This is a genomic window from Streptomyces sp. NPDC059477 (genome assembly GCF_042749375.1).
In the GTDB taxonomy this organism is placed as follows: Bacteria; Actinomycetota; Actinomycetes; order Streptomycetales; family Streptomycetaceae; genus Streptomyces.
Genome location: NZ_JBHYUG010000023.1, coordinates 19043 through 31689 on the forward strand (window position 1 = coordinate 19043; position 12647 = coordinate 31689).

Below are 12647 nucleotides of genomic sequence, written 5' to 3' on the forward strand. Positions count from 1 at the left end.
GGCTCAAGGGAAACAGACGTACTCAGCCGACATCGGCACTGCGGGCCAACGCCACCAGTCCGGCGAACGCTCCAGGGGTGAGCATGAGGACCGGGCCGTCAGCGCGCTTACTGTCCCGGACGGGGACAACGCCGGTAGCGGCCACGTTCTCGGGGGCCCACTCGACGCACTGACCACCGTTGTTGCTGTAGGAGGACTTGATCCAGTTGCGGGGTTCGGTCGTGCTCGTCACGGGGTGCCCTTTCGTACCTCATTGATCATGGCCACGGACTCCGCCTGCGGAAGCGCGTATTTCTGCAACTGATGGTAGGCCGTCAACGTAGGCACCACAGAACTCGCTTCACGTTCGAGATGCCCCCGAGCCGCAGATTCCGCATAGAACAGGAGCGAACGGTCAGCCAGCGTCAGCAAGGTTATCGGCAGGTCGAACGGACGGCGTTCCCCCATGCTGAAGGGGGCGATCTGAAGCATCGTGTTCGGCTGCTCCGCGAACTCAAGCAACCGGTCGTACTGCGCGCGCATCACTTCGCGTCCCCCGACGAACCTGCGAATGCAGCCTTCGTCCAGCACCACGTAGATCAGCGGTGGAGGTGTCCGGACCAGCGCTGCTTGCCGCGTCACGATCAGATCGGTTCGCTCCCGCGCCTGGTCCTCCGTGATCGCTCCCCGCTCGACGTACGAGTCCGCCAGCACTACCGCGTACTCGGCCGTCTGTAGCAGACCCGGGATGACACCCACCTCGTACAGTCGGATTTCCACGGCCCGGCCCTCGTACGCGATGAACCCCGGAAAGCCTTCCAGCAGCGCGCCGTACTTCATCCCCAGCCACTCGCGCTCGAAGGACTCATCGGTCCCCGCAAGCTCCAGTACGGCATCAACGGCGCGACAGAACCGCAAAGTCGCATCCTTCAGAGCAGTTTCGACGTGCGAGATCTGCGTAGGCGAATAGTCCATTCGGGCGGCTAACTCACGCTGCTTCCAGCCACGTTTCTCTCGTTCACGGCGGAGACGCGCCCCCATTGCCTCCCGTGGACCATCGTCCGGGTTCAGCTCTTTCAGATTTGCCATGGGCATGCCCTCAACTTTGTTTGCCAGTTCACATAGTTGAACTACCCCTGACTCTACGCCACGCTGACTGCTCCTGGTAGTGGAGTCACTACGGAGAGGAGTGGTCCGCGTGGGAATCGGCAACGTGGGCGAAGTGGGCACCCTGCCAAGGGTGTTGAGCCTGTGGGTACGGGACGCGGTGAAGCGTGTGCGTCTGGTCTTCGGTCGGCGGTCGCGGTCGTTGCCGCCACCGCTCGGAGCAGCTTCCCCCGACGCGTCAGACGCCGGTACGGCCGCGCCAATCCGTCCATACCTCCCGGTGCCCGAGGCCGCCCAGGAGCGGGAGCGGCAGCGGATCCGGGACTGGCAGGAACAGGAGCGGCAGCGCTTGCGCGGGCTGGGGCTTGTCCTGGCGCATCAGCGGCGGGCGACTGACGGGCCGGCCGGTCCCGCGTGCGGGGACGTGTCCACGCCCCGGGCGATGCCGGGAGGTGGGGTGTGGTCTCGCTGATCAAACAACCCCGGCCCCGGCCCCAGGTCTGTGGCGCCACCGCGCTGACACCGGTCGGTCTGATCGCGGCCATGTTCGCGTCGGTCCACGACTCCAGCGCCCCCGGCAACGTACGACCGGTGCTCCGCTGCCTGCTCCAGGAACACTCCGTCGGACGCCACCACGACCTCGTATGGGAGCTGGAAGACGCCAGCGAGGGTGAGGTGTGGGCCCAGTGGACGGACGGCCGGCGCCCCGACGCCTTCCGGGTCGTCCCCGACTGCAACACCCTGTCCGGGCCGACCCCCCAGGACGAGGCGTGCATCCTGTACGCCGGTCACCCCGGCTGCCACACCTGGCAGTACACCGACCCCGAACACGAAGCCATCGAAAACAGCCCGGAACTCCAGCGGGCCCTCTCCCACATCCTCAAGGCTGTCATCCAGCGCACCCCTGACGGCGAGGCCACCCGATGAACGCCGGTACCCCGCCCGCCCCGGGCACCTCCCACCTGACCATCGAGACGTACCGGGTCCGGCCCGACGGCGAGCGCGTGGACCGTACCCGCACACGCGTCTACCGGCCCGGACCCGGCCCCCTCACCCTCGCCGACACCCTCCGCTGGCCCCCCTGCAACTGCCCCCGCTGCCGCACCGGCCACCCACCAGCCGGAGCCTGGTAGCCGCCCAAGGCCGCCGCCCGTGTGCGTCACGAAGCCACTGCGGGTGCGTGTCGCACAGGCCGCTCGTAGGCTCGCAGTACGGGTGAGCCGAACCCGGCGATCAGTACGGATCGCACGAAGGGGGCGGAGAGCGGAGCGGGACCGATGGCTCAGGACCAGGTCAGCCGCAATCTCAAGGGCATGGACGACCTCGATTTCACCGGATGGAACACGGCCGACTGGGACGGTGTGTTTGCCCACCACCACACCGACGATGTCCTGGTCGACTGGAAGGGCCAGCCACCGACCCACGGAGTCCAGGAGCACATCGACGCCATGAAGGCCTACGTCGAATCGGCCGGTGGCACGCCCACACAGATCACCTCGCATCCCATTGCCTTCGGGTCGGGTGAGTGGACCTGTGTCATCGGCGAGTTCGAGGGTGGCGGTCGCATGGTCACCGTCGCGAAGTGGCACGACGGTGCGATTGCCGAGGAGTACATCTGGGCCTAGCCCACATCGAAGACGGGCGAGGTGGACCTGTCGCTGGTCAGCGTCCATTGCCTCCGCTCCGTCACCATGCGCGCCCATCACGACACGGTCGGTATCCATCACCCGAGCCAGGGCGTCCTCATCGCCTGGCCGCAGGCTGCCACCGGGTAGGTCACAGGGAGCCGCCTCGAAGAACCACGCGGACGCGACGCCCACGCGAGCAGACACGGCGTCAACGCGGATCCCGAACACGGCGGGCCATCCCGCAAGGTCCGTAATCCCGCACATGCCAGCGACGGGTGCCGCGTTCGGGCGACCTCCCAGCACGCCGCGTTGACCGCCCCGGCGGGCGGAGCCCCCTCGCCCTCCGGGCTCCGCCCGTCCACCACCCCCGCAGGCCCCGCAAGCCTTCACCGCACGCGCATTGACCGCACCCGACCGCCCCTCTTACCTTCACCGGGCAGTCGTCTCCCTGCCGGACCCCACCCCCACAGTGTTCCGCTGGAGGTCATGCCCGTGCGCCCCACCGCCGTTCTGCTCACCGCCGCCCTCACCCTGACCGCCGCCTCCCTCACCGCCTGCGGGGGAGGTTCGGGCAGTGATCCCGACACCCTGAAGGTCTCCTTCAAGCAGTCCACGGACAACTCCATGAAGGTGATGGACACTCACCTCGCCGGCATCAAGGAACAGTTCGAGAAGGAGTACCCGGGGAAGAAGGTCGAGTTCGTGCCGATCAAGGCGGCGGACTCCGAGTACTACACCAAGCTCCAGCAGATGCTCCGCTCCCCGAAGACCGCCCCCGACCTGGTCTACGAGGACACCTTCCTGATCAACTCGGACATCACCAGCGGCTATCTCACCCCCCTCGATCCCTATCTGGAGAAGTGGGCGGACTGGGACCAGTTCATCGACACGGCGAAGGCCGCCGCCCGGGGCGAGGACGGCAAGACGTACGGCGTCCCGGACGGCACCGACACCCGGGGGCTCTGGTACGACAAGGCAATCTTCGCCAAGGCCGGGCTCCCCGCCGACTGGCAGCCGAGGACCTGGGACGACGTGCTGTCCGCCGCCCGCACCATAAAGGACAAGGTGCCGGGCGTCACCCCGCTCAACGTCTACACCGGCAAGCCCGCCGGTGAGGCCGCCACCATGCAGACCTTCGAGATGCTGCTCTACGGCACAGGTACAAGCACAGGCACAGGCACAGGCACAAGCACAGGCGCAGGCCGAGACGGGGGCGACGACCCGCTGTACGACAAAGACAGCAAGAAATGGGTCGCCGGGAGTCAGGGTTTCAAGGACGCCCTCGGCTTCGTGGAGACCGTCTACGAGGAGGGGCTGGGCCCCGACGTCTCCGACGCCCTCGACCCCAACTTCGGTACCCGCGTGCGCGGCGAGCTGCTGCCCGAGGGCAAGCTCGGCATCGCCCTCGACGGGTCCTGGCTGCCGCAGGACTGGCTGCCCGGCAGCGGGCACGAATGGCCCGAGTGGTCCGAGAAACTGGGGCTCGCCGCGATGCCGACCCAGCACGGGCAGGCACCCGGCAAGGTGAGCATGTCCGGTGGCTGGACCTGGTCCATTCCGGCCGAGGCGGCCAACCCCGACCTCGCCTTCGACTTCATCAGGACGATGCAGACCAAGGCGAACGCCCAGCAGTGGTACATCGCCAACTCCGGGATCGCCGTCCGCGAGGACGTGGCCGCCGATCCCGCGTACGTCGCCGCGCAGCCCGGCATCGAGTTCTTCACCGAACTGGTCTCCGCGACCCACTACCGGCCGGCCTACCCGGCGTACCCGAGGGTGTCCGTGGCGATCCAGGAGGCCATGGAGGGGGTCACCACCGGTGATCTGTCCGTCGCGGAGGCCGCGCGCGGCTACGACGACACCCTCAAGGACGTCACCGACAACCAAGTGATCGAGAAGTAGCGTCGTGACCAGTGCCTCCCTCGACGGGTCCTCCGCGCCCGACGGCGGCCCGATCCTCAAGACCCCGCCGCCGGTGTACGAGATCCCCGCGCCCCCTCCCGCGCCGCCGCGCCGCCGGGCCCGTACCGTCTCCCGCTTCCTGCCCCTCTCCCCCGCACTGCTCCTGCTGGTCCTCTTCCTCGCCGCGCCGATCGGCTACTGCGGCTACCTCGCCTTCACCGACCTCCAGCTCACCGGACAGGCGGAGTCGTCGTTCATCGGGCTGGAGAACTTCCGTACGGCGTTCCAGGACGAGGCGTTCCTGAACGCCGTCTGGCTGACCCTCGTCTTCACCGTGCTGTCGTCGCTGATCGGGCAGAACACCCTGGGGCTGTCGCTGGCCCTGCTGATGCGGCGGGCGTCGAAGCCGGTCCGTACGCTCGTCGGCGGCATCGTCGTCACGGCGTGGGTGCTGCCGGAGGTCGTCGCCGGGTTTCTCCTGTACGCGTTCTTCCGCCGGGAAGGGACCCTCAACGCCGTACTCGATCTTCTCCAGCTGCCGTCCCAGAACTGGCTGTTCACGCTGCCGATCCTGGCCGTGTCCTTCGCCAATGTGTGGCGTGGCACGGCGTTCTCGATGCTCGTCTACTCCGCCGCGCTCAACGAGATCCCCCAGGAGATCACCGAGGCCGCCGAGATGGACGGGGCCGGTGGCCTGCGGCGGCTGTGGCACATCACCCTGCCGATGATCCGCCGCTCGATCGGCACCAATCTGATGCTCAACACCCTCCAGACGCTGTCCGTCTTCGGGCTGATCTGGGTGATGACCCGGGGCGGGCCGGGCGGCAAGAGCCAGACCCTGCCGCTCTTCATGTACGAACAGGCCTTCCAGAACAGCATGATCGGGTACGGCACGGCGGTGGCCCTGCTGCTGCTCCTGGTCGGCTCGCTGTTCTCGGTCATCTACATGCGGCTGCTGCGGATGGAGGTGTGAGGGGCATGGCACGTGAGCGAATCTCCCGTCGGCTCGCCGCCGACGCCGGGCTCCTGGTGGCCGCCGCCGCGTTCGTGCTGCCGCTGGCCTGGGTGGTGCTGTCGGCGGTCGATCCGCACGCCGACCTGCGGGTCAAGGCGCCGGACGGTCTCACCTTCGGCAACTTCGACGCCGTACTGACCCCGGACATCACCTTCCGGCCGCTGCTCAACAGCCTGATCCTGTGTGGCGGCGCGACCCTGCTGACCGTGGTGTGCGCGGCGCTGGCCGCGTACCCGCTGTCCCGGTTCCGGTCCCGTCTCAACCGGCCGTTCCTGCTGACCATCCTGTTCGCGACGAGTCTGCCGATCACCGCGATCATGGTGCCGGTCTACGCACTGTTCGTGCGGGTCGATCTGATCGACACGATGCAGGGCACGATCTTCTTCTTCGCCGCGTCCCAACTGCCGTTCGCCATCTGGCTGATGAAGAACTTCATGGACGGGGTGCCGAAGGAACTGGAGGAGGCGGCCTGGACGGACGGCGCGTCCTCGCTCCAGTCCCTGGTGCGGATCGTGCTGCCGCTGATGGGACCGGGCGTGTCCGTGGTGACCGTCTTCGCCTTCGTGATGATGTGGGGGAACTTCTTCGTCCCGTTCATGCTGCTGCTCACCCCGGACCAGCTCCCGGCCGCCGTCAGCATCAACGAGTTCTTCGGCAACCGGGGCATGGTGGCGTACGGGCAGCTCGCCGCGTTCTCGATCATCTACTCGACGCCGGTGATCCTGCTGTATGTGCTGGTGGCGCGCAGGTTGGGGGGTGGGTTCGCGCTGGGTGGGGCCGTGAAGGGGTAAGGGGTACGGGGTACGGGGTCTAGAACACCGACTCCGCCTCGTCCATCCGGTCCTTCGGGACCGTCTTCAGTTCGGTGACCGCCTCGGCCAGCGGGACCATCACGATGTCCGTGCCGCGCAGGGCGGTCATCCGGCCGAACTCGCCCCGGTGGGCGGCTTCCACGGCGTGCCAGCCGAAGCGGGTGGCGAGGACCCTGTCGTACGCCGTCGGCGTGCCGCCGCGCTGGACATGGCCGAGGATGACCGGCTTGGCCTCCTTGCCGAGACGGCGTTCCAGTTCGAAGGCGAGGGCCGTGCCGATGCCCTGGAAGCGCTCATGGCCGAACTGGTCGATCTCGCCCTTGTCGTAGTCCATGGTGCCCTGCGCGGGGTGGGCGCCCTCGGCCACGCAGACGACGGCGAACTTCTTGCCGCGCGCGAACCGCTCCTCGATCATCTTGGCGATCTCGGCCGGGTCGAAGGGCCGCTCGGGCAGGCAGATGCCGTGCGCTCCGGCGGACATGCCGGACTCCAGGGCGATCCAGCCCGCGTGCCGGCCCATGACCTCGACGACCATCACGCGCTGGTGGGACTCGGCGGTGGTCTTCAGCCGGTCCATCGCCTCGGTGGCGACGCCGACGGCGGTGTCGAAGCCGAAGGTGCGGTCCGTGGAGGAGATGTCGTTGTCGATGGTCTTGGGGACGCCCACGACCGGCAGCCCGGCGTCGGACAGCATCCGGGCGGCCGTCAGGGTGCCCTCGCCGCCGATCGGGATGAGGGCGTCGATGCCGAAGTCACGGATCATGTCCGAGGCGTTCTCGCACGCCTCGCGCAGCCGGTCGCGCTCCAGCCGGGAGGAGCCGAGGATGGTGCCGCCCCGGGCGAGGATGCCGCTGACCGCGTTGAGGTCCAGGGCGCGGTAGCGGCCGTCGAGGAGACCCGCGTACCCGTCCTCGAAGCCGATCACCTCGTCGCCGTACTGGGCCACGGCCCGGTGCACGACCGACCGGATCACTGCGTTCAGGCCGGGGCAGTCGCCACCTGCGGTGAGAACTCCGATACGCATCGTGCTGTGTCTCCTGCTCGCTGTTGAGACCGGTGAGCCGCCTTCGATTCTTCCACGTCCCCGGGGTGGGTGTCGTACACCACCACAGACGGGCGCCTTAGCCATCTGCGAGAGTACTGTCAAGAGGATTCACTCGATGGATCTCGATAGATCAAAGATCTCAATAGATCAATAGATCAAGAGATCAAGAGGACTACCGGATGGACCGGACAGGCCGGACAGAACAGGCCGGACAGAGAGGAACAGCGCACGTGACGCGCAGCGTGTACGTGACCGGGATCGACCGCGGGGACGGCCGGCAGGTCGTCGAACTGGGGGTCATGGAGCTGCTGACCCGGCAGGTCGACCGGGTGGGGGTGTTCCGTCCGCTGGTGCACGACGGCCCCGACCGGCTCTTCGAGCTGCTGCGCGCCCGCTACCGGCTGGCGCAGGACCCGGCGACGGTCTACGGCGTGGACTACCACGAGGCGTCCGCCCTCCAGGCCGAGCGCGGCACCGACGAACTCGTCTCCACCCTGGTCGACCGCTTCCACCTGGTGACCCGGGACTACGACGTCGTCCTGGTCCTCGGCTCCGACTACGCCGGCACCCAGCTCCCCGACGAGCTGTCCCTCAACGCCCGGCTGGCCAACGAGTTCGGGGCGTCGGTGATCCCGGTGGTGGGCGGTCGTCAGCAGAGTGCCGAGTCGGTCCTCGCCGAGACCCGCAACGCGTATCGCGCCTACGACGGGCTGGGCTGCGACGTACTGGCCATGGTCACCAACCGGGTGGCCCGCGAGGACCGCGACGAGATCGCCGAGCGGCTCGCCGGCCGGCTCCCGGTGCCCTGTTACGTGCTGCCCGACGACCCCGCGCTGGCCGCGCCCACGGTCTCCCAGATCGCCCACACCCTCGGCGCGCGGGTGCTCCTCGGCGATGAGTCGGGGCTGGCCCGGGACGCGCTGAACTTCGTGTTCGGCGGTGCGATGCTGCCGAACTTCCTGGCCGCCCTGACCCCGGGTTCGCTGGTGGTCACCCCCGGCGACCGGGCCGACCTGGTGATCGGGGCGCTGGCCGCGCACAGCGCCGGGACCCCGCCGATAGCGGGGGTGCTGCTCACCCTGAACGAGGTGCCGCGCGAGGAGATCCTCACCCTCGCCGCCCGGCTCGCCCCGGGCACCCCGGTGCTGTCGGTGCCCGGCACCAGCTTCCCGACCGCCGAACAGCTCTTCTCCCTGGAGGGCAAGCTCAACGCGGCCACCCCGCGCAAGGCGGAGACCGCGCTCGGCCTGTTCGAGCGGTACATCGACACCGGCGATCTGCTGGGGCGGGTCAGCGCGCCGAGCAGCGACCGGGTCACGCCGATGATGTTCGAGCACAAGCTGCTGGAACAGGCGCGCGCCGACCGGCGCCGGGTGGTGCTCCCGGAGGGCACCGAGCCGCGCGTGCTGCACGCCGCCGAGGTGCTGCTGCGCCGGGGCGTGTGCGATCTGACGCTGCTGGGCCCCGTCGACCAGATCCGCAAGCGCGCCGCCGACCTCGGCATCGACCTCGGCGACGCCCACCTCATCGACCCGGCCACCAGCGAGCTGCGCGACCCCTTCGCCGAGCGCTACGCGGCGCTGCGCGCCCATCGGGGGGTGAGCGTGGAGCTGGCGTACGACGTCGTCTCGGACGTGAACTACTTCGGCACGCTGATGGTGGAGCGGGGCTTCGCCGACGGCATGGTGTCGGGGTCGGTGCACTCCACGGCGGCGACCATCCGCCCGGCGTTCGAGATCATCAGGACCCAGCCGGGCTCGTCGATCGTCTCGTCCGTGTTCTTCATGTGCCTGGCGGACAAGGTGCTCGTCTACGGCGACTGCGCGATCAACCCGGACCCGGACGCCGAGCAGCTCGCGGACATCGCCGTCCAGTCGGCGGCGACCGCCGCGCAGTTCGGGGTCCGGCCCCGGATCGCGATGCTGTCGTACTCCACCGGTACGTCGGGGTCGGGCGCCGATGTCGACAAGGTGCGCGAGGCGACCCGGCTGGTGCGCGAGCGGCGTCCGGACCTCAGCGTCGAGGGGCCGATCCAGTACGACGCGGCCGTGGAGCCGACCGTCGCCGCGACCAAGCTGCCGGAGTCCGAGGTGGCCGGGCAGGCGAGCGTGCTGATCTTCCCCGACCTGAACACCGGCAACAACACGTACAAGGCCGTGCAGCGTTCGGCCGGGGCGATCGCCGTCGGCCCGGTGCTCCAGGGGCTGCGCAGGCCGGTCAACGACCTGTCGCGGGGCGCTTTGGTCTCAGACATCGTGAACACCGTCGCCATCACGGCGATCCAGGCCCAGTCCACCGACCAGAAGGCGCCCCGGCTGTGACCGCGACCTCGACCGCGACCCGTGTCCTCGTCCTCAACTCCGGCTCGTCGTCGCTCAAGTACCAGCTCCTCGACATGTGCGACGGCGACACGCCCGGCAGCGACCTGCCCGACAGCCACGCGCCCGGCGGCGACCCGCAGGCCGGCGGCCGGCTCGCGCAGGGCCTGGTCGAGCGGATCGGCGAACGGACCTCCCGGCTCCAGCACACCCCGGCGGACGGCGCGACCCGCGAGCGCGGCGGCCCGATCGCCGACCACGACGCCGCCCTGAAGGCCGTGGCGGCGGAGCTGGCGCGGGACGGACTGGGCCTGGACTCCCCCGAGCTGGCCGCGATCGGGCACCGGGTGGTGCACGGCGGCCGGTCCTTCACCGAGCCGACGGTGATCGACGGCGCCGTGCTCGCCGAGATCGAGCGGCTGATCCCGGTGGCCCCGCTGCACAACCCGGCCAACCTCACCGGCATCCGTACGGCCATGGCGCTGCGCCCGGATCTGCCGCAGGTGGCGGTGTTCGACACGGCGTTCCACACCACCATGCCGGAGTCGGCCGCCCGCTACGCCCTCGATGCCGAGACCGCCGACAGGTACCGCGTCCGGCGCTACGGCTTCCACGGCACCTCGCACGCGTTCGTCTCCCGGGCGACCGCCGCGCTGCTGGGAAAGGCGCCGCGGGACGTGAACGTGATCGTGCTGCACCTCGGCAATGGCGCGTCGGCGTCGGCGGTGCGCGCCGGGCGGTGCGTGGACACCTCGATGGGGCTGACCCCCTTGGAGGGACTGGTGATGGGTACGCGTTCCGGTGACCTGGACCCGGCCGTCATCTTCCATTTGATGCGTGTTGGCGAAATGTCCGCCGACGAGATCGACAATCTCCTCAACAAGAGGAGCGGCCTGATCGGGTTGTGCGGGGACAACGACATGCGGGAGATCCGCCGCCGGGTCGACGAGGGCGACGAACAGGCACGGCTCGCCTTCGACATCTACATTCACCGTTTGAAGAAGTACATCGGCGCCTATTACGCCGTGCTCGGCCGGGTGGACGCCATCGCGTTCACGGCCGGGGTCGGGGAGAACGCGGCGCCGGTGCGCGCGGCGGCCGTCGCGGACCTCGGTGAGCTGGGCATCGTGGTGGACGCCGGGCTGAACGAGGCACGCGCGCGGGGGCCCCGGCTGATCTCGCCGCCGTCCGCCCGGGTGGCCGTCGCCGTGGTGCCGACCGACGAGGAACTGGAGATCGCGACACAGACCTACGCGCTGGTCGGAAAGAGCGGTTCCGAAAAGAACTAGCGAATACTCGGCTGAGCACCAGGCCGCCCATTTGTATCTCATCGCGACTTCCACCACGACTTCCACCAGGCGGAATATTCCGTGGCGAAACAAACCGATAGGATCGTCCTATGCGCCGTTCGAAAATCGTCTGTACTCTCGGCCCCGCGGTCGACTCCCACGAGCAACTGGTCGCGCTGATCGAGGCCGGCATGAATGTGGCCCGCTTCAACTTCAGCCACGGCTCCCACGCCGAGCATCAGGGCCGCTACGACCGGGTCCGCGCCGCCGCCAAGGAGACCGGCCGGGCCATCGGAGTCCTCGCCGACCTCCAGGGCCCCAAGATCCGCCTGGAGACCTTCGCCGAGGGCCCGGTGGAGCTGGTGCGCGGCGACGAGTTCACCATCACCGCCGAGGACGTCCCCGGTGACAAGACGATCTGCGGCACCACCTACAAGGGTCTGCCCGGCGATGTCTCGCGCGGCGACCAGATCCTGATCAACGACGGCAATGTCGAGCTGAAGGTCCTGGACGTCGAGGGCCCCCGGGTCAGGTCGATCGTCATCGAGGGCGGTGTGGTCTCCGACCACAAGGGCATCAACCTGCCCGGCGCCGCCGTCAACGTCCCCGCGCTCAGCGACAAGGACATCGACGACCTGCGGTTCGCGCTGCGCATGGGCTGCGACATGGTCGCGCTGTCCTTCGTCCGGGACGCCAAGGACGTGGCCGACGTCCACCGGGTGATGGACGAGGAGGGCCGGCGCGTCCCCGTCATCGCCAAGGTGGAGAAGCCGCAGGCGGTGGAGAACATGGAGGACGTCGTGATGGCGTTCGACGCCGTGATGGTCGCCCGGGGTGACCTCGCCGTCGAATACCCGCTCGAAAAGGTCCCCATGGTGCAGAAGCGCCTGATCGAGCTGTGCCGCCGCAACGCGAAGCCGGTGATCGTGGCGACCCAGATGATGGAGTCGATGATCACCAACTCCCGGCCGACCCGCGCCGAGGCGTCCGACGTCGCCAACGCCATCCTGGACGGCGCCGACGCGGTGATGCTGTCCGCCGAGTCGAGCGTGGGCGCGTACCCGATCGAGACCGTCAAGACGATGTCGAAGATCGTCCAGGCGGCCGAGCAGGAGCTGCTGTCCAAGGGTCTCCAGCCGCTGGTGCCGGGCAAGAAGCCGCGCACCCAGGGCGGTTCGGTGGCCCGGGCCGCCTGTGAGATCGCCGACTTCCTCGGCGGCAAGGGCCTGATCGCCTTCACCAAGTCCGGCGACACCGCCCGGCGGCTGTCCCGGTACCGCGCCGAGCCGGAGATCATCGCCTTCACGACGGACGAGTCGACCCGTAACCAGCTCACGCTGAGCTGGGGCGTGGAGCCGCATGTCGTGCCGTTCGTGAACAGCACCGACGAGATGGTCGACCTGGTCGACAGCGAGGTCGTCAAGCTCAACCGCTTCGACGCCGGGGACATCATGGTGATCACCGCCGGCTCCCCGCCCGGGGTGTCGGGCACCACGAACATGGTCCGGGTGCACCACCTGGGCCAGGGCGAGCGCGACTGACGCCCACGGCA

General features: G+C 68.9%; 12 protein-coding genes. 9 read left to right on the forward strand and 3 right to left on the reverse strand.

Features of this window, described 5'->3' with window-relative positions:
* Positions 1–22: 22 nt before the first annotated feature.
* Positions 23–232, reverse strand: coding sequence for a DUF397 domain-containing protein (locus ACFXAZ_RS14670; RefSeq protein WP_384589714.1), 210 nt, complete (start codon positions 230–232; stop codon positions 23–25).
* Positions 229–1068, reverse strand: a complete 840-nt coding sequence (locus ACFXAZ_RS14675; protein ID WP_384589896.1) for a helix-turn-helix domain-containing protein — start codon at positions 1066–1068, stop codon at positions 229–231. Before ACFXAZ_RS14675 ends, ACFXAZ_RS14670 begins: the two co-directional genes overlap by 4 nt.
* A 477-nt stretch (positions 1069–1545) precedes the next feature.
* Here ACFXAZ_RS14675 and ACFXAZ_RS14680 point away from each other — a divergent pair, with 477 nt between their 5' ends.
* From ACFXAZ_RS14680 to ACFXAZ_RS14705, 6 genes are all read left to right on the forward strand, one after another.
* Positions 1546–2013: a hypothetical protein gene (locus ACFXAZ_RS14680; protein WP_384589716.1), complete on the forward strand. Its 468-nt coding sequence runs from the start codon at positions 1546–1548 to the stop codon at positions 2011–2013.
* Positions 2010–2219, forward strand: a complete 210-nt coding sequence (locus ACFXAZ_RS14685; protein ID WP_384589719.1) for a hypothetical protein — start codon at positions 2010–2012, stop codon at positions 2217–2219. The genes ACFXAZ_RS14680 and ACFXAZ_RS14685 overlap by 4 nt, the downstream gene beginning before the upstream one ends.
* Before the next feature lie 144 nt (positions 2220–2363).
* Entirely contained in the window at positions 2364–2711 is a 348-nt protein-coding gene (locus ACFXAZ_RS14690; protein ID WP_384589722.1) for a hypothetical protein, read from the forward strand.
* Positions 2712–3200: 489 nt separating this feature from the next.
* On the forward strand, positions 3201–4616 hold the full coding sequence (locus ACFXAZ_RS14695) for an extracellular solute-binding protein (RefSeq protein ID WP_384589725.1): 1416 nt from the start codon (positions 3201–3203) through the stop codon (positions 4614–4616).
* Positions 4617–4698: 82 nt separating this feature from the next.
* Positions 4699–5589: a carbohydrate ABC transporter permease gene (locus ACFXAZ_RS14700; protein ID WP_384589899.1), complete on the forward strand. Its 891-nt coding sequence runs from the start codon at positions 4699–4701 to the stop codon at positions 5587–5589.
* Between the two features lie 5 nt (positions 5590–5594).
* Complete coding sequence (locus ACFXAZ_RS14705) at positions 5595–6422, forward strand: carbohydrate ABC transporter permease (RefSeq protein WP_384589728.1); 828 nt, start codon at positions 5595–5597, stop codon at positions 6420–6422.
* A gap of 19 nt (positions 6423–6441) precedes the next feature.
* Here ACFXAZ_RS14705 and ACFXAZ_RS14710 read toward each other — a convergent pair whose 3' ends face one another.
* Positions 6442–7467: an ATP-dependent 6-phosphofructokinase gene (locus ACFXAZ_RS14710; protein WP_382685575.1), complete on the reverse strand. Its 1026-nt coding sequence runs from the start codon at positions 7465–7467 to the stop codon at positions 6442–6444.
* 251 nt (positions 7468–7718) lie between these two features.
* Between ACFXAZ_RS14710 and pta the strand changes: the two genes are divergently transcribed.
* The 3 genes from pta to pyk all read left to right on the forward strand — a co-directional run bounded on the left by pta (position 7719) and on the right by pyk (position 12636).
* Positions 7719–9809: a phosphate acetyltransferase gene (pta, locus tag ACFXAZ_RS14715; RefSeq protein WP_384589731.1), complete on the forward strand. Its 2091-nt coding sequence runs from the start codon at positions 7719–7721 to the stop codon at positions 9807–9809.
* Complete coding sequence (locus tag ACFXAZ_RS14720; protein WP_384589734.1) at positions 9806–11095, forward strand: acetate kinase; 1290 nt, start codon at positions 9806–9808, stop codon at positions 11093–11095. Before pta ends, ACFXAZ_RS14720 begins: the two co-directional genes overlap by 4 nt.
* Positions 11096–11205: 110 nt before the next feature.
* Positions 11206–12636: a pyruvate kinase gene (gene pyk / locus ACFXAZ_RS14725; RefSeq protein ID WP_384589737.1), complete on the forward strand. Its 1431-nt coding sequence runs from the start codon at positions 11206–11208 to the stop codon at positions 12634–12636.
* Positions 12637–12647: the final 11 nt, after the last annotated feature.